Raw genomic sequence first — 19,430 nt, forward strand, 5'->3', positions numbered from 1 at the left:
GCGACCTGCAACAGCGTCCGGCGAACGCCTGCGGCACGTTACGGCCCCGCCTGCGGCGGCGTCAGGACGCGTCAGTTCCAGCCGGCCGCGACGGCGGCCGCGTGGGCCGCACCGACGGCCCGACCGGCGCGGGCGGACGCCGCGCGAGTCGCCGGCGACAGCGCGTTGGTGCCGAACGCGTCCACGGACGCCTGGTCGGCGCTGATCACGTAGACACTGGCCGGGCCGAGCGCGGCGATTTCGGCGTCCAGGTCGCCCCACGGCTGCGGGGTGTCTTCGAGGGTCGGCTGGATGATCAGCACGTGGTCGGCCCCGGCGGCCAGGTCGGCGTTGGTCATGGACCGTACGCCGCCGTCGACGTAGCGGCGGTCGCCGATCGCGACGGGCGGCCAGATGCCGGGCACCGCGCAGCTGGCGGCGACGGCGTCGCGCAGGGTCACGCCGGACTCGCGGGTGAAGATCGCCTCGTCACCGGTTTCGGCATCGACCGCGGGCAGCAGCAGTCGCCGGTCGGGCCACTGCTTCACGGGGAGCCGGGCGTCGATCGCGGCGAGCCTGCGGGCCGGGTCGACGGTCCGCGCGGCGAGGGCGATCTCGCCGAAGCGGCGGCGGGCTTCCTGCGGCCCGGACACGCCGGTCAGCGCGGCGGCGTAGTCGGCGAAGAGCTTCTCCGTGTTGACGTCGACCTCGATCTCGGCGGTCTCGGGTCGGAGCTGGGCCGCGTACAGGTCGTCGAGCGCGACGCCGCTGGTGATCTGCGCGGCGACCGCGGAGCCGGCGGAGGTGCCCACGACCAGGTCGGCGGCGAGGATCCGGTCGGCGAGGGTGGGATCGGCGTCGGCGATCCCGCGCAGGACGCCCAGCTCCCAGGCAATCCCGGCCACGCCACCACCGGCGAGTACGAGTGCGTTCGTCATGATCGCAGCCTTGCACAGCGGGCGGGCACGGCGGATCCCCGTGATCCGTGACGGACGCCTCAGCGGGTCAGGTCGCGACCTGCAACACCGCGTCGGCGAACGCCTGCGGCGCCTCCTGCGGAAGGTTGTGCCCGACGCCGCCACTCACGGTCCGGTGCTCGTACCGGCCGGAGAAGCGTCCCGCGTACACGGAGGGGTCGAGGTGCGGTGCGCCGTTCGCGTCGCCTTCGAGGGTGATGGTGGGCACCTCGATGCTCGGGTTGGCGGCCAGCTTCGCCTCCACCTCGTCGTACTGCGGCTCGCCGGCGGCGAGGCCGAGGCGCCAGCGGTAGTTGTGGATGACGACGTCGACGTGGTCGGGGTTGTGCAGGGAGGACGCGCTCCGGTTGAACGTCTCGTCGTCGAAGGCCCACTTCGGGGACGCCGTCCGCCAGATCAGCTTGACGAAGCTGTCGAGGTTCTTCGCGTACCCGTCGCGGCCGCGGTCGGTGGCGAAGTAGAACTGGTACCACCAGGAGAGCTCGGCCTGGGGCGGGAGCGGTGCGCGCCCCGATTCCTGGCCGGCGATCAGGTAGCCGCTCACCGAGACGAGGCCCTGGCAGCGCTCCGGCCACAGCGCGGCGAGGATGTCGGCCGTGCGGGCGCCCCAGTCGAACCCGGCGAGGGTCGCCTTCGGCACCCCGAGAGCGTCCAGGAACGCCACGGCGTCGAGGGCCAGGGCCGCCGGCTGGCCGTTGCGCATGGTGTCGGCGGACCGGAGCCGTGTCGTGCCGTACCCCCGCAGGTGCGGCACGAGGACCCGGTGGCCGGCCGCCGTCAACCGGGGGACGACCTCGGCGAAGCTGTGGATGTCGTACGGCCATCCGTGCAGCAGGAGCACCACCGGACCGTCCGGCGGCCCGGCGTCGACGTACCCGACGTTCAGCACACCGGCGTCGACCTGCCGCAGGTCGGTGAACAACGTTGACGATCCGCTGGCGTTCATACCGGCCGCTCCTCGTGCTCGCCCCGCCGACGTCTGCACGGTAGGGCCCGGCGAGGGCCGCCGGAGGCGTTCCCGGAGAAGGCGAGCCCCGGCGACCCGGGATGGCTAGGATCGCCCGCTCCGCTGGGCAGCGGCGCGCCGGCGCGCTCCGCGCGGCGATCGCCCGCATGATCCACCCGGTCACACCACCACCCAGGGTCACAGCACCCGGGTGACCCGCTCCCCGGTGAGGCGGGCGTCGCGGTCGGCCGGGTCGAGGTTGGCGCACAGCACCACCGACGCTCCGGCGACGAGGGGCGCGAGCAGCCACTTCAGCGGCTGCTCGTGTTCGGCCACGTCGACCAGGAGCCGGTCGCCGGCGCGCAGGTCGAGCTGCTGGGCGTACTCCCGGGCCACCGCGCCCCACTCGCCGTAGCTGGTGCCGTCCGGGCTGGCCGGATCGGTAGGGCGGAGAGCGCCCAGGTCGGGAGCGATCTCGGGGTGCCGGAGCACCTCCGTCGACCAGTCCAACCAGCCCGGCGGCACCTCGTCCAGCGGGCCGGGGCCGGTGCCCACGAGGTAGCGGTGCGTCCCCTCGGGTACGTCCTCCAGCCAGTCGTCGAGCCGCTCCGGGGTGACGAACACGGCGTCGTACGGCAGGTCGGCGCCGGGTTCGAGGACCGCCAGGCCGGCCAGGGCCCGGGGCCGGAACGAGACCGCCAACCCGACCGACCAGGCCCCGATGAGCACGGCCGCGGTGCGCCAGTGCGGCGGCAGCAGCACGGCGACCCGGTCACCGGGGCGCAGCCCGCAGCCGTCCCGGAGCAGCCCGGCGCTGCGGGCCGCCCACGCGCCCAACTGCTGCGCGGTGAGGTCGGTGCGCTCGCCGGTGGCACCGTCGAGGTAGCTGAGCAGCGGCTCGTCGGTCGCGACGACGACGGGTGCGTGGTCGGCCATCGGGTGCACTCCTCCCTGGCGGTCAGCTCACCCTAGCCGGGTGAACCGGTCGACCAGGAGGGCCAGCCGCCGCTCGTGCTGCTCCCGCCGCAGCCGGCCGGTGCGCATCAGCGTGACCAGCCCGTGCATCCCGCTCCAGAAGGTCTCGGTGAACGTCTCCAGGTCGTCGTCACCGGCGAAGGGGCGCAGCGTCTCGGCCAGCTCGGCGAAGGCCCGGGCGAGCTCGACCGGCACGTCCTGGCTGGCGAAGGGCAGGCTGGTGGGGAGGATGAATATCGCGTCGTAGAGCGCGGGCCGGCGCTCGGCGAACTCGGCGTACGCCGTGGCGATGCCGGCCACCGCCTGCCGCGGGTCGGTGGCGGCGGCCCGGGCGGCGGCGAGTTCGACGGCCAGTTCGCCGCTGCCCTCGACGGCGACCGCCGCCATGATGGCGTCCTTGCCCTTGAAGTGGCTGTAGAGGACGGGCTGGCTGTATTCGATCTCGGCGGCGAGCCGGCGGGTGGTGACCGCGTCCCAGCCCTCCGACTCGGCCAGTTCCCGGGCCGCGGCGATGATCGCCCGCTCCCGTTCGGCCCGCTCCCGTTCCCGCCGCGCCTGAATCGACATGACCGGAACTCTAGCACCGCTAGCCAATCTGCCGATGCTCTGTTAGCGTCGCTCTCACATCTAGCACTGCTAGCATTCGGAGTCAGACATGCTCAGCGCCATCGCCTACGGGCTCGCCGTCGTCCTCAGCCTCTTCTGCGTCTTCATCGGCGCCCGGTTCCTCCTGGCGCCGCAGGCCTCGGCCGCCGGCTACGGCGTCCCGGTCAAGCCGGACGAGGACCCCGCCTACCTCACGATCAAGGGCCTGCGCGACCTCAGCTACGGCCTGCTCGGCCTCGCGCTGATCGCCTTCACCAACGCCGAGGCGGTCGCCTGGTACATGCTGATCGTCGCGATCAACCCGCTGGGCGACACCCTCATCGTGCTGCGCCACGGCCGGAAGGCCGTCGCCTTCGGCGTCCACTTCGCCACCGCCGTGGTCGTCCTGCTCAACGCCGTCCTGCTGTTCGCCCTCTGACCCACACCGCCACGACAGGAGTAGCGCGATGTCCCTGATCACGCCCGACTTCGACCGGTCCGTCATCGTCCGTGACGCGGACGTCGAGGTGGTGGGCCGCGCCCCCACCACGATCCGGCTGCTCGCCGACAGCAGCGCCACCGGCGGGGCCCTCTCCACCCAGCGGGTCACCCTCACCGACGGCGCGGACGGCGCCCGGCCGCACCACCACGGCAACTCCGCCGAGCTGTTCTACCTGCTCGACGGCACCGCGCAACTGCTGGAGGTGCAGGAGCTGTACGACACGTACTTCCGGAGCAGTGACGCCTGGGACGCCGCCCGTCGCTGACACCGACGACCGGACCCGCGACCGTCGACTTTGGTCGCGGGTCCGTCGGCCGATGGCCGTTTCGGTGGTCCGGGCAGGCCAGGCACGGTACGGCCATGACAGCCAAGCGCCGCAGCCTTCCGCCCGCCATCGCGCTCCTGCTGCTCGCCCCGTGGGCCGCCGAGTGTTCCTGGGGCGGCTTCACCCTCGCCGGCATGCCGTTCGTGGTGCTCGTGCTCGCCCCGATGTACGGGGGCGCCGCCCTGCTGATCCGCGAGACGGCCCGGCGGTTCGGCCTCCGCTGGCCGGGGATCGTGGCGCTCGCCGCCGCGTTCGGCGTGGTCCAGGCCGGCCTGGTGGACCAGTCGCTGTTCAACCCGGGTTTCCTCGCCGACACCGAGTTCGCCGACACCCAGCGCGTCGCCGAGGCGACGATGGTGCCCGGCCTCGGGTTCAGCGCCCGGCAGGCGGTCGACTACCTGGGCAACCACGTGGCGTTGAGCATCTGCGGGCCGATCGCGCTCGTCGAGTCCTGCCTGGGCGCGGACCGGCGGCTCCGGCCGTGGCTGGGCCGGCCCGGCCTGGTCGTGGTCGCCCTGCTCTGGCTGGGCGGCAGCCTCCTGGTCTTCGCCGACGACGGCGGCCGGAAGAACTTCCTGGCCGCTCCGGGACAGCTGGCGTTCGCCGCCACGGTGGCCCTGGCACTGATCGCCGCCGCCCTGCGGCACCGCCCGCGACCGGCCGCCGTCGCCACCGCGCCGGCGCCACCCCGGCCGGCACCCGCCGCCACCGCCGCCCCGCACCGGCCGGGCCCCCTCACCTCGCACACCCCGACCGCGCCGGACCAGCCGCAACCCGTCAGCTCGCCCGCGCCGCGCCCGGTCCGGGTCGGGCTCGTCGTGGCCGTCGCGTACGCCGGCGCGGGGCTGCTGCCGGCCTGGCCGGGCATCGGGCTCGCGCTGGGGCTGGCGGCCGTCGCCGCCGTGCTGCTCGTGCGCTGGTCCCGCCGACCCGGCTGGGGACAGCGGCACGTGCTCGCGGCCGCCTCGGCCAGCCTGCTCGTCGCGGCCGCGTACGCGTACGGCGTGCCCACCTATGCCCCGGCGACGCCAGCGGCGGCCCTCGTGGGTGACGTGGCGATCAGCGTGATCGTCCTTGCCCTGATCGGCGGCGCCGCGTGGCGGCTACGGGCGCCCTCGTCACCGGTACACGCGCCCGCACGCTGACCCGGACGACAGCCGAGCTGCCCGCAACCGTTCGGGTCGCGGGCAGCTCGTCGCCGGTGGGAAGACCGGCTACTGCTTGACCTTGACGACGTCGGTCGGGCGCTTCACCGTCACCGTGACGCCGTAGTCGAAGAGTTCGAGCGTCGAGCTGAACGTGCCCTTGTCGAGCCGGCCCTTCGCCGTCGTCTGCCAGGTGCCGGTGAGGTCCACCTTCGCGATCCGGCCGTCACGGTCGAGCGTGACGTCACCGGCCGTGGTGGTCGACCCGACCTGCTCCGACGTCGCGTACTCGAAGTGCAGCGTCCCGTCCGGCTTCTCCGCGATGGTCGCGTTCGCGCTCTTGAGCGCCTCGAACAGGGCCGCCGGGTCGGGTGCCGCAGCGCCCAGGACACTGTTCCCGTCGCCGTAGAGGGACAGCCGGTCATACCTGCCCGGGTACTGGCCGTAGCGGCCGTACGTCTCGCCCGGCCCCTCCTTGTCGGCCGGCAGCTTGCCCCGCGGGGGTTCCGCGCCCTCGTACCGGGTGCCGTTGATCAGCAGCTCGGTCATGACGGAGTCGTCCTGCGCCACGCGCACGTACCCGGTGGCCGTCCTCGGGTCGAACGCGCCCTCGTACGTGAGCCCCTGCGGCCCCGAGTTGGTCAGCCGCAGCCGGTAGCTGATGTTCTCGCTGGCCGTCACGGCCGAGACCAGCTTGATCGCCGGCGAGGCCGGCGCCGGCGGCGGCGCCTCAGCGGTGACGCCGGGACGCGCCGGCGCCGTCGCCGTCGCCACGGTCGCGGCGGTGGCGACGCCCAGCGCCAGCAGCGCGCACGTCGCACCGACCATCGTGGTCGTCCGGCGGCGGCGTGCCCGCCGGCCGCGTTCCAGCAGCGCACCCACCGGGGGTACGGAGCCCGACTCGCCGTCGACGATGTCGTGCAGCCGGTTGGCGAGCCGCTCATCGAGCGTGTTCATGACTGATCACCTGCTTACCGTGTGGGAGGGTTCGTTGAGAAAGTGGCGAAGCTTGTCCAGCGCCCGGGCGTTCTGGCTCTTGACGGTGCCCACCGAGCAACCCAGCAGCCGGGCGACCTCGCGCTCGGTCAGGTCCTCGTAGTGGCGGAGCACCACCACGGCACGCTGCTTCGCGGGTAGCGACATCAGCGCCCGGCGCAGGACGACGGCGTCGGGGCCGGCATCGCCGACCGGGGCGGCCCGCTCGGGGATGTCCGCGACGAGGCTCTCGCGGCGGCGCCGTCGCCAACCGGACGTGTGGTTGTTGACCAGGGCGCGGCGCAGGTAGGCGTGCGGGTCGTCGAGCTGGGACAGCCGCCGCCACCGCTCGTACACCTTGACCAGGCTGTCCTGGAGCAGTTCCTCGGCCCGCCACCGGTCCCCGGCCAGCAGCATGGCCAGCCGGATATGTCGCTGCCAGGCCACCTCGACGAAGGCGACGTACGACCGGTCCGCCGCGGACAGTGGTTGGGTTTGGTCGGTCACGCCCCTAACACGTGGCGGTGGCACAGAAGGTTGTCACGGGCGCCCTTCGTCAGTTGTTCACGTCTGCGCAAGCTGATGCTCCTCCACGGGTGCCAGCCTCCGTCGGGGCACGACCTACGGAGGAAGTCCTTGACAGTGAGAAGAGCACTCATCGCCGCCGGCGTGGCGGTCGCCGGCCTGGCCGTCGTCACCCCGGCGTCGGCCGGCGGGCACCACCCGGGCGGGCCGGTCGCCTTCGACCGGGTCGCCACGTACCCGGTCTTCCAGAACCGGCCGGCCGGCGAGGACCCCGCGTCCCCGACCGTCGCCGAGATCTCGGCGGTCAGCCCGGACGGCCGCACCCTGATCTACACCGACGCGCTGGCGCGCCGGATCGGCTTCCTCGACATCTCCCGCGCCGACCAGCCGCGCGGCCTCGGCACCCTCTCCCTGGCCCAGCTCGGCGACGCCGAGGACGAGCCCACCTCGGTGGCCGTGGTCGGCGGGTACGTGCTGGTGGTGGTCAACACCAGCCGCAGCTACACCGAGCCGTCCGGCCGGCTGGACGTGATCGAGCTGGCCACCCGCACCCGGGTCCGCAGCCTCGACCTCGGTGGCCAGCCCGACTCGATCGCCATCAGCAAGGACAGCCGCTACGCCGCCATCGCCATCGAGAACGAGCGCGACGAGGAGGCCACCCCGCCCGGCGGCGAGGAGGGCGACCTGCCCCAGCTCCCCGGCGGCTTCGTGCAGATCGTCGACCTGACCGGCGCCGCGCCGGCCGGCTGGCGGCTGCGGCCCGTGCCGCTGACCGGACCGGGTGGCACCGCGCTGCCCGCCCTGGTCCAGGCCGGGCTCGCCGCGCCGACCGACCCCGAACCGGAGTACGTCTCGATCAACGGCCGCAACCAGCTGGCCGTGACCCTCCAGGAGAACAACGGCGTCGCCCTCGTCGACCTGCCGACCGGACGGATCACCAAGGTCTTCTCGGCGGGCACCGCGACGATCAGCGGGATCGACACAGTCAAGGACGGCACCATCGACCTGACCGGCGGCATCACCGACGTGCCGCGCGAGCCGGACGCGGTGGCCTGGACCGACGACCGGTACCTGGCGACGGCCAACGAGGGCGACTGGCGGGGCGGCACCCGCGGTTGGTCGGTCTTCGACAGCCGCACCGGCGCGGTCGCCTGGGACGCCGGCAACACCTTCGAGCGGCTCGCCGTCACCTACGGGCTGCACAACGAGGACCGGGCCGGCAAGAAGGGCACCGAGCCGGAGGGCGTGGCCGTCGCCGAGTACGAGGGTGTCCGCTACGCGTTCGTCGGGTCGGAGCGGAGCAACTTCGTCGCCGTCTACGACCTGAGCAACCCCACGACGCCGGTGTTCCGGCAGGTGCTGCCCACCACCAACGGGCCGGAGGGGCTGCTGCCCATCCCGTCGCGCGGGCTGCTCGCGGTCTCCAGCGAGGAGGACGACGCCTCGGTGGGCGTGCGCGCCTCGGTCTCGCTCTTCCAGCTGGGCCGCGGTACACCCGGCTTCCCGAGCGTCGTCTCCGCCACCGGGGCGGGTGGCGCGCCGATCGGCTGGGGCGCGCTCGGCGCGTTGAGCGCGGTGCCCGGCAAGCCGCACCAGCTCTACAGCGTCACCGACGCGGCGTACGCGCAGACCCGGATCCTGACCGTCGACGCGCAGCGCAACCCGGCCGTGGTCACCGCCGCGCTGCCCGTCCGGGACGCCGGCGGCCAGCCGGTCGGCTACGACGCCGAGGGCATCTTCGCCCGCCCGCAGGGCGGCTTCTGGCTGGCCGTCGAGGGTGCCAAGGGACCGGAGAACAAGCTGGTCCGGCTGGACGCCGCCGGGGTGACCCGGCAGGTCGTGCCGCTGCCGGCCGAGGTGGCCGCCGGCCTGGGCAAGCAGGGCCTGGAAGGCGTCACGGCCAGCACCGACCGGCACGGCCGGGAGGTCGTCTGGGTGGCGGTGCAGCGCGAGCTGTCCACCGACCCGGCCGGGACCGTCCGGCTGGGCCGGTACGACGTCGCGGCGGGCACCTGGAGCTGGTTCGGCTACCGGCTGAACGGCACCACCGTTCCGGGTGACTGGATCGGGCTGTCCGAGATCACGGTGGTCGGTGACCGGCTCGCCGTCATCGAGCGGGACAAGCTGAACGGCCCGGCCGCCGCCCTGAAGCGGGTCTACACGGTGCCGCTGCCCGACGCGGCCGCCGCGCCCGGCACGCTCCCCGTGCTGCCGAAGACCCTCGCGGTCGACGTGCTGCCGGCGCTGCGCGCCACGCACGGCTGGACCCAGGAGAAGCTGGAGGGCCTGACCGTGGCCGGCGACGGCCAGGTGTACGCGATCACCGACAACGACGCGGTCCAGGACGCCACCGGCGAGACGGTGTTCCTGCGGCTCGGCACCAGCCGGCAGGTCTTCGGCCGCCGCTGACCCGCGCGGCCCGGCGTCCACTCCGCCCGGGGTGGGCGCCGGGTCAGCGCAGCGGCAGCTCGGGCCCGCCCTCCAGGAGGGGGGCCAGCAGGTCGCCCTGCTTCTCCACCCGCTTCAGCACCTCGGTGGCCGTGTACGGCTTCGTCGACGGCCGCTTGCCGGCCGCGCCCGCCTCGACCTCGTCCCAGGTCAGCGGGGTGGACGCCGAGGGCACGTCCTGGGCGCGCAGCGAGTACGGCGCCACCGTCGTCTTGGCCGCGTTGTTCTGGCTCCAGTCGATGAAGACCTTCCCGGGGCGCAGGTTCTTCGCCATCTTCGAGACGATCTGCTTCGGCTGCTCCTTCTCCAGCTCCTGCGCGATCCGCCTGGCGTACGCCGACACGTCGTCGGCGTCCTGCGTGCCCGCGATCGGGCAGCAGAGCTGCATGCCCTTCTTCCCCGACGTCTTCGGGTACGACTCGATGCCGTCGGCGGCCAGCCGGTCCCGCATGAGCAGCGCTACCTGGCAGCACTGCCGCAGCCCGGCCGGGGCGCCCGGGTCCAGGTCGACCACCATCATGTCCGGGTGCTCGCCGACCTTCCACTGCGGCGTATGCAGCTCCAGGGCGGCGAGGTTGGCCAGCCAGACCAGCGTGGGCAGGTCGTCGGCCACCACGTAGTCGATGGTCTCCCGCCCCTTGCTCGACCCGGGGGCGGGCAGGTTCTCGGTGCGTACCCAGTCGGGGGTGGCGGCGGGCGCGTTCTTCTCGAAGAACGAGCCGCCGTCGACGCCGTTGGGGTAGCGGATCCGGGTCAGCGCCCGGTCCCGCAGGTGCGGCAGCAGCACCGGGGCGATGCGGGTGTAGTAGTCGATCACCTCGCCCTTGGTGAAGCCGGCCTTCGGGTAGAGCACCTTGTCCAGGTTGGACAGCTCCAGCGAGCGGCCCTCCACCTCCACCTTGAGACGATCAGCTGGCATCCTCGACCTCCTCGGCCGGCTTGTCGGGGCGCAGGCGCAGGATCCGGGGGAAGCGCAGCCGGCCGTCGGGGGTGCGCTGGCCGTACTTGACCTCCACCACGACCTGAGGAGTTACCCAGTTCGCGCCGCGGGCATCCTCGCGCGGCACGTCCCCGGCGAACGGCGACCCGGCGGTGCGCAGCGGCTCCAGCTCGCGCAGCAGTTCGCGTTCGAGGGCCGCGCCGATCCCGCCGCCGACCCGCCCCCGGTAGGTGAGCCGACCGTCCGGCCGGGGCACCCCGACCAGCAGGCCGCCGACCTTCCGCGCGCCGGGCCGCCAGCCGCCGACCACGAAGTCGCCGGTCACCTCCAGCTTGACCTTCACCCAGTCCGGCGAGCGCACCCCCGGCCGGTAGACCGCGTCGACCCGCTTGGCCATCACCCCCTCCAGGCCGTGCTCGCCGGCCGCCGCGTAGGTGGCCGGCCCGTCGGCGAAGACCGGCGGCACCGCCCACCGGGCGGCCCCGAGCCCCAGGGACTCCAGCGCGGCGCGCCGCTCCCGGTAGGGCCGGCCGGTCAGGTCCGCGCCGCGCAGCCGGAGCACGTCGAAGATCATGTACGTGACGGGGACGGTCGCCGCGAGCCGGGCCGCCTTGGCCGCGTTGCGGACGTGCATCCGCTCGGCGAGCGCGGTGAACGAGGGCTGGCCGTCGGTGAACAGCACCACCTCGCCGTCCAGCAGGGCGTCGTCGACCTGCTCGGCCAAGGGGATCAGCTCCGGGTACGCGGTGGTGATCTCGACGCCGGAGCGGGCGTACAGGTGCTGGTGGCCGCGGCTGATGTCGGCGAGCGCGCGGACTCCGTCCCACTTGAACTCGTACGCCCAGGCGTCACCGGCCGGGAGCTGCCCGGTCATCGCGAGCATCGGCTTCAACGGCGCGCCGGGCACCTCATGACTGTAGTTGCGTGCGGAAGCGCGTGCGTCCCGTTCGATCATTTGCGATTCTGGTCAGAACCGGGGAGAGGAGCGCGTCATGCGGGCGATCTGGAAAGGAGCGGTGTCGTTCGGCCTGGTGTCGATCGGGGTGAAGGTCTACTCGGCCACCGAGGAGAAGGACATCCGCTTCCATCAGGTGCACCGCGAGGACGGCGGCCGCATCCGGTACAAGCGCACCTGCTCGGTCTGCGGCGAGGAGGTCACCTACGACGACATCGCCAAGGGCTACGACATCGGCGGCGGCGAGATGGTCATCCTCACCGACGAGGACTTCGCCGAGCTGCCACTGACCACCTCGCACGCCATCGACGTGCTGGAGTTCGTGCCGGCCGAGCAGGTCGACCCGATCCTCTACAACAAGGCGTACTTCCTGGAGCCCGAGGGCTCGGCCACCAAGCCGTACGTGCTGCTGCGCGACGCGCTCGCCGACTCGGAGCGGGTGGCGATCGTCAAGGTGGCGCTGCGCCAGCGCGAGCAGCTCGCCACCCTGCGGGTCCGCGAGGGCGTGCTGCTGCTCAACACCATGCTGTGGCCGGACGAGGTGCGCCAGCCCGACTTCGGCTTTCTCGACGAGGACCTCAAGGTACGCCCGCCGGAGCTGGCGATGGCCAGTTCGCTGATCGACTCGATGGCCGGCGAGTTCGAACCGGACGCCTTCACCGACGACTACCGGGCGGCGTTGCAGGAGGTCATCGACGCGAAGGTCGAGGGCCGCGAGGTGGTCCAGCCAGAGGAGGAAGAGGCCGCGCCGGCCGCCGCCGTGGACCTGATGGCCGCCCTGAAGGCGTCGGTCGAGCGGGCCCGGGCGGCCCGGGGCGAGGCGCCGGAGGGCGGGGCGGGCGAGCCGACCCCGATCTCGGCGGCGCGCTCGGCGCAGAAGGCGGCCAAGGCCACGAAGGCGCCGGCCAAGAAGGCGGCCGAGAAGAAGGCCACGGCAAAGAAGGCCCCCGCCAAGAAGGCGGCGGAGAAGAAGGCCGAGCCGGCCGAGAAGAAGGCCACGGCGAAGAAGGCCCCCGCCAAGAAGGCGGCCGAAAAGAAGGCCGCCCCCCGCAAGACCGCCTGACCCCGGCCAGGAAGGGCCCATCCGGTGCCGGAGGGGGCCGTCCTTTCCCGTCAGCCGCGGCCGAGCTTCTCCGTCGGGGTGATGCGGACGATCACCCGCTCCTCGCCGGGGCGGCGGAACGGGTAGGTCTCCTGCCCCAGGTACTTCTGCGCCATCCGGTCGATGTGCGCGTCCGCCCCCTCGGTGACGAAGTCCGCGGTGCCCTTGACCCAGAGGGTGCGGAAGTCGTCCGCCTTGTCCACCACCGACACAGCGACCACCGGGTTGCGGGCGATGTTGACGTACTTCTGGCGGCCCTTGGCCGTGTTGAAGACGATGTGCTCACCGTCGGTGTCCACCCACACCGGGGTGACGTGCGGGGTGCCGTCGACCTCGATGGTCGCCACGTGGGCGAGCTGCGGTTCGGCGAGCAGGGCCAGGTCTTCTTCGGTGAGGATCGCCATGGTCGAGAACCTACCCCCGCGGGCCCGGTCGTCACCCTTGTTCCCGCCGGGGTCGGCTTGCCGGGATCCATCCGGCCGAGGGAGCACCGCGGGCGTCCGGGCGGGTACCGTGTGCGCTGGCCTCGGCGGCGGCCCGTCGGAGGCGCACCCACCCACCCAGCAGGGAGTCGACGTGAGCGAGCGCGTGGAGAACCGGTCGGCGGGCCAGAGCCCGGGCACCAAGGCGGAGCGGCGACTGGCCGCCCAGCTGGCGGCCAAGAAGGCCGCCGAGGCGAGGCGCCGCCGGCAGTCGATGCTGGGCGCCGCCGCCGGTGTGATCGCCGTCGCGGCCCTGATCGCCGGCATCGTCTGGCTCAACAACGGCGACGACGACAAGACGGCGAGCACCTCCGCCACGCCCAGCGCGACGGTCCCGGCCGAGCCCACCGCCGCTCCGGAGCAGCAGCTTCCCGCCGACCTCGACCCGGCGCTGAAGACCAAGCCGACCGTCGAGGCGGGCAAGGGCGAGCTGACCAAGCTCGGCGTCACCACCCTGATCAAGGGCAAGGGCCCGGCGGTCAAGGCGGGCCAGCAGATCACCACGAACTACGTGGGCGTCTTCTACAAGGACGGCAAGGAGTTCGACGCCTCCTGGAACAACGGCCAGCCGGCCACCTTCCCGATCGGCGTGGGGCAGGTCATCCCGGGCTGGGACCAGGGCCTGGTGGGCGTCCCGGTCGGCAGCCGGGTGCAGCTGGACATCCCTGCCGAGCTGGCGTACGGCAAGGACGCGTCGGGCGGCCGTCCGGCCGGCCCGCTGCGCTTCGTCGTGGACGTGCTCGCCGCGCAGTAGCTCACAGAAGGCTTTCGCCCGGTCACCCAGCGGCAGTAGGTTCATGGTCACCGCGGGCGGTCCACCCCGCCCGCGGCGACCCGCCCGACGACGCGGAGGTGCACGTGGCGGCGCTGGACGACACCGGGCTGGCCCGGCTGATGTGGACGCACTTCGAGCCGGTCCACGCGGTGACCTACTTCCACCCCCGGGCCCGCTCCGCGTACGAGGCGGTCGGGTTGCGCGGCTACTGGCGGGGCTACTTCGCGGGGCGGGCTGCCCCGCTCGGTTCGGTCGGCGCGCCGACCGTGGTGGCCGCGTTCTTCAGCTTCGCGCCGTCGATGGTGGCCCGGGCGCTGCCCTCGGTGTGGCGGCTGGCCACCCCGGAGGAGGCGCTGCGCGCCCGGCTCACCGGCGCCGTGCAGGCGCTCGCCGAGTTCACCTACGAGCTGCCCGAGTCGCACCTGGTCGAGGCGGCCGACCTGCTGGAGGAGGCGGCCGCCCGGGTCGAGACGGCCGGCCGGGTGCTCGGCGCGGTCAACGCGGCGCTGCCCCGGGGCGAGTACCCGCTGGCCCGGCTCTGGCAGGCCGCCACCACGCTGCGCGAGCACCGGGGCGACGGGCACGTGGCGGCGCTGGTCGGCACCGGCCTGGCGCCGGTGGAGGTGGTGGCCTGGCGGTGCCGGGTCGACCAGTCCCGCGAGTTCCACCAGCCGGCCCGGGGCTGGACCGACGAGGAGTGGGCCGCCGCCGAGGAGCGGCTGGTCGAGGCGGGCTGGCTGACGGCTGACCGGGGGCCGACCGAGCACGGCACCGCGATCTTCCGGGCCGTCGAGGAGGCCACCGACCGGGCGGCCCTGGGGCCGTGGCGGGCGCTGGGCGCGGAGCGGACCGCCCGGCTGCGCGAGCTGCTCGAACCGATCGCGACCCGCTGCCGCACGATCATCCCGCCGCAGGCCCCGATCGGCCTGCCGGCGCAGCGCAGCGTCCGCACGGACGCGACGAGCCCCACCCGCTGAGCGACGGCGGCGTAGCCTTCCGGGCATGTGGATCGTGGAACTTGCGTTCACCGAGGCGCCGGAGCGGCTCGCCGCCCGCCCCGCCCACCGCGCGCTCCTCACCGAGCTGCACGAGAAGGGCATCGTCCGGATGGCCGGCCCGCTGGCCGGCGACTCCGGCGCCGTGCTGGTCTTCGACGTGCCCGACCGGCCGGAGCTGGACCGCCTGCTCGCGGCCGACGCCTACTTCACCACCCCCGGCGTGGAGGTCACCCGGGTCCGGGAGTGGGCGCCGTTCCTGACCTGACTCCGGGCCGTCCGGCAGGATGGGTACGTGGTGGACGCGGTGCTCTTCGACCTGGACGGCGTGATCGTGGACTCCGAGCCCGTCTGGGAGGAGGTCCGGCGGGCGTACGTGGCCGAGCACGGGGGCACCTGGCAGCCGGACACCCAGCGCCGGCTCATGGGGATGAGCACCGGCGAGTGGGCCGCGTACCTCAGCGGTGAGCTGGGCGTCGACCGCACCGCCGAGCAGGTCGCCACCGAGGTGGTGGCGGAGATGACCCGGCGGTACGCGCAGCGCGTACCGCTTATCGACGACGCCGACGCGGTGGTGCGGCGCACGGCCGCGCGGTGGCCGCTCGGGCTGGCCAGTTCCTCCCCCACCCGGCTGATCGCGGCGGCGCTGGACGCGACGGGCCTGGCCGGCGCATTCGGCGCGACCCTGTCGACCGAGGAAACCGCCCGGGGCAAGCCCGCGCCGGACGTGTGGCTGGCGGTGGCGGCGCGGCTCGGTGTCGACCCGTCCCGGTGTGTGGCGGTGGAGGACTCCTCGAACGGGGTCCGCTCGGCGGCCGCCGCCGGGTGCCGGGTGGTGGCGGTGCCGCACGGTACCTACCCCCTCGATCCGGATGCCGAGGCCCTGGCGGCGGTGCTGCTGCCCTCGATCGACGCGCTGACCCCCGAGGTGGTGGAACGCGCGGCTTGCACCTGACGCGACGTCAGGTCATAGCGTCGCCCAGGTCGCCGCAGGGCGCGGTGACGCGAGAGGGAGTGGGACGTGGCGTCCACCTGGCGGATCGGTGAGCTGTGCCGGCGTACCGGGCTGACGGTCCGGACCCTGCACCACTGGGACCACGTGGGGCTGCTGCGGCCGTCCGGCCGGACCTCGACGGGGCACCGGCTCTACGACGAGCGGGACGTGGGCCGGCTGTACCGGATCGTCGCGCTGCGCGAGCTGGGCCTGCCGCTGGAGACCATCGGCACGGTGCTGGACGGTGGCGGGAGCGGCGGGCCGGAGCTGGCCGAGCTGCTCGGCGAGCACCTGGCCCACGTGGAACGGCAGCTCGCCGCGCTGGGCGGGCTGCGGGACCGGTTGAGCGCGCTGGTGCCGGCCGTCCGCGCCGCCGGGGACGCCCCGTCCGTCGACCTGCTCGCGCTGATCGAGGAGGTGACCAGGGTGGACGACACCGTGCGGAACTACTTCAGCGAGGAGCAGCTGGCCGCGTTGGCGCAGCGCCGGGAGCGGCTCGGCGAGGACGCGATCCGCGGCGTGGAGGCGGAGTGGCCCGAGCTGATCGCCCGGGTCCGGGCCGAGCTGGACGCCGGGACGGACCCGGCGGACCCGCGGGTGCGGGCGCTGGCGGCGCGCTGGATGGAGCTGCTGGAAGCGTTCCACGGCGGGGACCCGGGGCTGCGTGACTCGCTCTACCGGATGCAGGCGGAGAACAGCGCGGAGATCGCCGAGCAGTACGGCGGCCCCTCCCCCGAGCTGATCGAGTACGTGAAGCGCGCGGCGGCCGCCGGCTGAGGGGAACGCCACGGGTGTCAGCGGCGAGGGTTGGCACCCATGGCGTTCCACCAACAGGGTCGTTGTCCGCCGACCGCCCGGTTGTACGGTTTCCGGGGCGCTGCCGATCGGAATGATCGCGAGGTGTCCGGGTAGCGCAGCCGGCAGGACGGCGGAGGGACGGCGATGAGGGCGATCGTGTACGAGAGCAACGGGGACGCCTCGGTGCTCCAGGTGGTGGACCGGCCGGTGCCGGAGCCGGGCCCCGGCGAGGTGCTGGTGCGGATGGCGGTGGCCGGGGTGAACCCGACCGACTGGAAGGCCCGCCGCGCCTGGCCGCTGCCGCAGGGGTGGCAGATCCCGGGGCAGGACGGCGCCGGGGTGATCGAGGCGGTCGGTGAGGGCGTCGACCAGATCCTCGTGGGCGAGCGGGTGTGGCTCTGGGAGGCGGCCTGGCAGCGGCCCTGGGGCACCGCGAGCGAGTACACGGTGGTGCCGGTCCGGCACGCCGTGAGCCTCGGCTCGGCCTCGTTCGACCTGGGCGCGGCGCTGGGCATCCCGTTCATGACCGCGCACCGCTGCCTGACGGCCGGCGAGTTCATGCCGGACAAGCTGCACGCCGGCGCGTTGAGCGACCACGTGGTGCTGGTGCAGGGCGGGGCGGGCGCGGTCGGGAACGCGGCGATCCAGTTGGCCCGCTGGGCCGACGCGTGCGTGATCGCCACGGTGAGCAGCCCGGAGAAGGCGCAACTCGCGGCGGCGGCCGGGGCGGGCTTCGTCATCAACTACCGCGAGCAGGACGTGGCCGAGGAGGTCCGCAAGATCGCGCCCGACGGGGTGCACACGATCGTGGAGGTCTCGGCCGCCCGCAACGCCGCCGCCGACGTGCAGGTGCTGCGCACCGGGGGCGCGGTCTGCGTCTACGCGGACGACGGCGGCGAGCAGGTGACCCTGCCGATCCGGCAGCTCATGATGCCGAACGCCCGGTGGCAGTTCGTGCTGATCTACACGGCGCCGAAGGCTGCCAAGGCGCAGGCGGTGACGGACATCGCGGCGGCGGTGGCCCAGGGCGCGGTGCGGGTGGGCGAGGAGGCCGGCCTGCCGCTGCACCACCACACGCTGGACGCGGCCCGGGCAGCCCACGAGGCGGTGGAGAACTCGGTGGTCGGCAAGGTTCTCATCACGACCAGCGACACGTGAGAACGCGAAACGTATTTCGCCATCATCGGGACAGAGACGAACAAGTTTCGCGAGAATGACATTGCGGGTCGCCCCGCATGGACGGGCGGCCCCGGCGCGGTGCGAACGCCGGGGCCGCCCTCTGGGGAGGAATGCTCCTACCCGTGCTGGCGACGGTACGCCGGAAAGTGTTACGGCGAGGTCAGTTCACGCACGTCCAGACCACCGTCCGCGTACCGGGAACGCACCACCTTCTTGTCGAACTTGCCCACGCTCGTCTTCGGCACCGAATCGATGAACGCCCACCGCTCCGGCAGCTGCCAGCGCGCCACCGACTTCGCCAGGAACTCCCGCAGCTCCTCGGCGGTGACCGAGGCGCCCTCCCGGACCACCACTGTCGCGAGGGGCCGCTCGTCCCAGCGTTCGTCCGGCACGCCCACCACGCACGCCTCCAGCACCGCCGGGTGCGCCATCAGCGCGTTCTCCAGCTCGACCGAGGAAATCCACTCCCCGCCCGACTTGATCACGTCCTTGGCGCGGTCGGTGAGCATGATGTAGCCGTCCGGCGAGAGCGTGCCGACGTCCCCGGTCCGCAGCCAGCCGTCGCGGAACTTCTCCTCGTCCGGGGTCTCGTCGCCCACGTACCGGGCGGTCACCCACGGCCCGCGGACCTCCAGCTCGCCCACGGACGTGCCGTCGGCGGGCAGCGGCTCTCCGAGCGGGCCGACGATGCGCGCGGCCACGCCGGCCGGCACTCGGCCCTGGGTGTAGCGGTAGCGCCACGCCGTTTCGCCGGTCGCGCCGGCCGGCGGCCGGGAGACCGAGCCCAGCGGCGACATCTCGGTCATGCCCCAGGCATGGATGACCTCGATCCCGTGCCGCTCCTGGAAGGCGTGCATGAGCGACGGCGGGCAGGCCGAGCCGCCCACGATCACCTCCGTCAGCGAGGAGGTGTCCACGTCGTGGCTGTCCAGGTAGGCCAGCAGGTCGGTCCAGATGGTCGGCACCGCGCCGGCCAGGGTGGGGCGTTCGGCGGCGATCATGGCGGCGATCGGCTCGGCCTGGAGGAACCGGTCCGGCATGATCAGCGACGCCCCGGAGAGGAACGCCGCGAAGGGCAGGCCCCAGGACATCGCGTGGAACATCGGCACGATGGCCAGCTCGCGGTCCTTCGGGCCGAGGCCGAAGCCCTCCGGCATGCAGACCTGGAGCGAGTGCAGGTAGATCGAGCGGTGCGAGTAGGCGACCCCCTTGGGGTTGCCGGTGGTCCCGGACGTGTAGCAGAGCGCGGCGGCGTCGCGCTCGTCCACCTCGGGCCACGCGTAGGTGTCCGGCCGGTCGGCCAGCAGGGCGTCCCAGTGGTGGACGGCGATCCGGTCCCCGGCCGCGGCCACCAGCGGGGCCGGGTCGCCGCCGCCGACCACCACGACGTGCCGCACCGTGGTCATCTCGCCGATCACCCGGGCCAGCAGCGGGATGAGCGTGGTGTCGACAAGCACCACCCGGTCCTCGGCGTGGTTGGCGATGTAGGCGACCTGGTCCGGGAAGAGCCGGATGTTGAGGGTGTGCAGCACCGCGCCCATGCTCGGCACGGCGAAGTAGGCCACCAGGTGCTCGTTGTTGTTCCACATGAAGGTGGCGACCCGCTCGTCGCCGGTCACCCCGCACTCGTCGCGCAGCGCGTGGGCCAGCCGGGCGGCCGTCCTGCCGACCTCGGCGTACGTCATCCGGCGGGGCTCGGCGCCGGTCCAGGTGACGACCTCGGCCGTGCCGTGCACGGTGGTGCCGTGTTCGAGGATCCGGGCGACCTGGAGGGGGGCGTCCATCATCGTGCTACGCATGGGTAACAAGGTAGTGTCGCCGGTCACAC

The 19,430-nt window shown here is 73.4% G+C and carries 21 protein-coding genes; 11 read left to right on the plus strand and 10 right to left on the minus strand.

Features of this window, described 5'->3' with window-relative positions:
* Window positions 1–71 precede the first annotated feature (71 nt).
* The 4 genes from NFX44_RS10185 to NFX44_RS10200 all read right to left on the minus strand — a co-directional run bounded on the left by NFX44_RS10185 (window position 72) and on the right by NFX44_RS10200 (window position 3,444).
* Entirely contained in the window at window positions 72–917 is an 846-nt protein-coding gene (locus tag NFX44_RS10185) for a patatin-like phospholipase family protein (RefSeq protein WP_262283257.1), read from the minus strand.
* Between the two features lie 67 nt (window positions 918–984).
* On the minus strand, window positions 985–1,902 hold the full coding sequence (locus tag NFX44_RS10190; RefSeq protein WP_262283258.1) for an alpha/beta fold hydrolase: 918 nt from the start codon (window positions 1,900–1,902) through the stop codon (window positions 985–987).
* A 198-nt stretch (window positions 1,903–2,100) separates the two neighbouring features.
* Window positions 2,101–2,838 (minus strand): TIGR03089 family protein, encoded by a 738-nt coding sequence (locus NFX44_RS10195; protein ID WP_262283259.1) that lies wholly within the window; start codon window positions 2,836–2,838, stop codon window positions 2,101–2,103.
* A 27-nt stretch (window positions 2,839–2,865) separates the two neighbouring features.
* Window positions 2,866–3,444 (minus strand): TetR/AcrR family transcriptional regulator, encoded by a 579-nt coding sequence (locus tag NFX44_RS10200; protein ID WP_262283260.1) that lies wholly within the window; start codon window positions 3,442–3,444, stop codon window positions 2,866–2,868.
* Between the two features lie 88 nt (window positions 3,445–3,532).
* On the opposite strand from NFX44_RS10200, the gene NFX44_RS10205 reads away from it, so the two are divergent.
* From NFX44_RS10205 to NFX44_RS10215, 3 genes are all read left to right on the plus strand, one after another.
* Window positions 3,533–3,901, plus strand: a complete 369-nt coding sequence (locus NFX44_RS10205) for a DUF4267 domain-containing protein (protein WP_262283261.1) — start codon at window positions 3,533–3,535, stop codon at window positions 3,899–3,901.
* A 28-nt stretch (window positions 3,902–3,929) separates the two neighbouring features.
* Entirely contained in the window at window positions 3,930–4,229 is a 300-nt protein-coding gene (locus NFX44_RS10210; RefSeq protein ID WP_262283262.1) for a hypothetical protein, read from the plus strand.
* A 95-nt stretch (window positions 4,230–4,324) separates the two neighbouring features.
* Complete coding sequence (locus NFX44_RS10215; protein WP_262283263.1) at window positions 4,325–5,434, plus strand: hypothetical protein; 1,110 nt, start codon at window positions 4,325–4,327, stop codon at window positions 5,432–5,434.
* 69 nt (window positions 5,435–5,503) lie between these two features.
* Here the strand turns inward: NFX44_RS10215 and NFX44_RS10220 are convergent, their stop codons facing one another.
* Both NFX44_RS10220 and NFX44_RS10225 read right to left on the minus strand, forming a co-directional pair.
* Window positions 5,504–6,391, minus strand: coding sequence for a hypothetical protein (locus NFX44_RS10220; RefSeq protein WP_262283264.1), 888 nt, complete (start codon window positions 6,389–6,391; stop codon window positions 5,504–5,506).
* 6 nt (window positions 6,392–6,397) lie between these two features.
* Complete coding sequence (locus NFX44_RS10225) at window positions 6,398–6,916, minus strand: SigE family RNA polymerase sigma factor (protein ID WP_262283265.1); 519 nt, start codon at window positions 6,914–6,916, stop codon at window positions 6,398–6,400.
* Between the two features lie 135 nt (window positions 6,917–7,051).
* On the opposite strand from NFX44_RS10225, the gene NFX44_RS10230 reads away from it, so the two are divergent.
* Window positions 7,052–9,343 (plus strand): esterase-like activity of phytase family protein, encoded by a 2,292-nt coding sequence (locus tag NFX44_RS10230; protein WP_262283266.1) that lies wholly within the window; start codon window positions 7,052–7,054, stop codon window positions 9,341–9,343.
* A gap of 43 nt (window positions 9,344–9,386) precedes the next feature.
* Here the strand turns inward: NFX44_RS10230 and ligD (NFX44_RS10235) are convergent, their stop codons facing one another.
* Together ligD (NFX44_RS10235) and ligD (NFX44_RS10240) are read right to left on the minus strand one after the other, a co-directional pair.
* Window positions 9,387–10,301, minus strand: a complete 915-nt coding sequence (gene ligD / locus NFX44_RS10235; RefSeq protein WP_262283267.1) for a non-homologous end-joining DNA ligase — start codon at window positions 10,299–10,301, stop codon at window positions 9,387–9,389.
* Complete coding sequence (gene ligD, locus NFX44_RS10240) at window positions 10,291–11,229, minus strand: non-homologous end-joining DNA ligase (RefSeq protein WP_262283268.1); 939 nt, start codon at window positions 11,227–11,229, stop codon at window positions 10,291–10,293. The genes ligD (NFX44_RS10235) and ligD (NFX44_RS10240) overlap by 11 nt, the downstream gene beginning before the upstream one ends.
* Before the next feature lie 85 nt (window positions 11,230–11,314).
* Here ligD (NFX44_RS10240) and NFX44_RS10245 point away from each other — a divergent pair, with 85 nt between their 5' ends.
* Window positions 11,315–12,340 carry a Ku protein gene (locus tag NFX44_RS10245; protein WP_262283269.1) on the plus strand — a complete coding sequence of 342 codons (1,026 nt, stop codon included), beginning with the start codon at window positions 11,315–11,317 and terminating at the stop codon, window positions 12,338–12,340.
* Between the two features lie 50 nt (window positions 12,341–12,390).
* Here the strand turns inward: NFX44_RS10245 and NFX44_RS10250 are convergent, their stop codons facing one another.
* Window positions 12,391–12,783: a PPOX class F420-dependent oxidoreductase gene (locus NFX44_RS10250; protein WP_262283270.1), complete on the minus strand. Its 393-nt coding sequence runs from the start codon at window positions 12,781–12,783 to the stop codon at window positions 12,391–12,393.
* Between the two features lie 172 nt (window positions 12,784–12,955).
* Here NFX44_RS10250 and NFX44_RS10255 point away from each other — a divergent pair, with 172 nt between their 5' ends.
* The 6 genes from NFX44_RS10255 (at window position 12,956) to NFX44_RS10280 (ending at window position 17,581) form a co-directional block, all read left to right on the plus strand.
* Complete coding sequence (locus NFX44_RS10255; RefSeq protein ID WP_262283271.1) at window positions 12,956–13,615, plus strand: FKBP-type peptidyl-prolyl cis-trans isomerase; 660 nt, start codon at window positions 12,956–12,958, stop codon at window positions 13,613–13,615.
* Between the two features lie 140 nt (window positions 13,616–13,755).
* Window positions 13,756–14,613 carry a hypothetical protein gene (locus tag NFX44_RS10260; RefSeq protein ID WP_262283561.1) on the plus strand — a complete coding sequence of 286 codons (858 nt, stop codon included), beginning with the start codon at window positions 13,756–13,758 and terminating at the stop codon, window positions 14,611–14,613.
* A gap of 25 nt (window positions 14,614–14,638) precedes the next feature.
* Window positions 14,639–14,899, plus strand: coding sequence for a YciI family protein (locus NFX44_RS10265; RefSeq protein ID WP_262283272.1), 261 nt, complete (start codon window positions 14,639–14,641; stop codon window positions 14,897–14,899).
* A gap of 27 nt (window positions 14,900–14,926) precedes the next feature.
* Window positions 14,927–15,586 carry an HAD family phosphatase gene (locus NFX44_RS10270; RefSeq protein ID WP_262283273.1) on the plus strand — a complete coding sequence of 220 codons (660 nt, stop codon included), beginning with the start codon at window positions 14,927–14,929 and terminating at the stop codon, window positions 15,584–15,586.
* Window positions 15,587–15,652: 66 nt separating this feature from the next.
* Window positions 15,653–16,402, plus strand: a complete 750-nt coding sequence (locus tag NFX44_RS10275; protein ID WP_262283274.1) for a MerR family transcriptional regulator — start codon at window positions 15,653–15,655, stop codon at window positions 16,400–16,402.
* A gap of 165 nt (window positions 16,403–16,567) precedes the next feature.
* A complete protein-coding gene (locus tag NFX44_RS10280; RefSeq protein ID WP_262283275.1) occupies window positions 16,568–17,581 on the plus strand; it encodes an NADPH:quinone reductase in 1,014 nt (337 codons plus the stop codon).
* Window positions 17,582–17,751: 170 nt separating this feature from the next.
* Here the strand turns inward: NFX44_RS10280 and NFX44_RS10285 are convergent, their stop codons facing one another.
* Complete coding sequence (locus NFX44_RS10285; protein WP_262283276.1) at window positions 17,752–19,401, minus strand: fatty acid--CoA ligase; 1,650 nt, start codon at window positions 19,399–19,401, stop codon at window positions 17,752–17,754.
* Between the last annotated feature and the right edge of the window lie 29 nt (window positions 19,402–19,430).

It is taken from the genome of Micromonospora sp. MA102 (assembly GCF_025460765.1).
Taxonomy (GTDB): Bacteria; Actinomycetota; Actinomycetes; order Mycobacteriales; family Micromonosporaceae; genus Micromonospora; species Micromonospora halotolerans.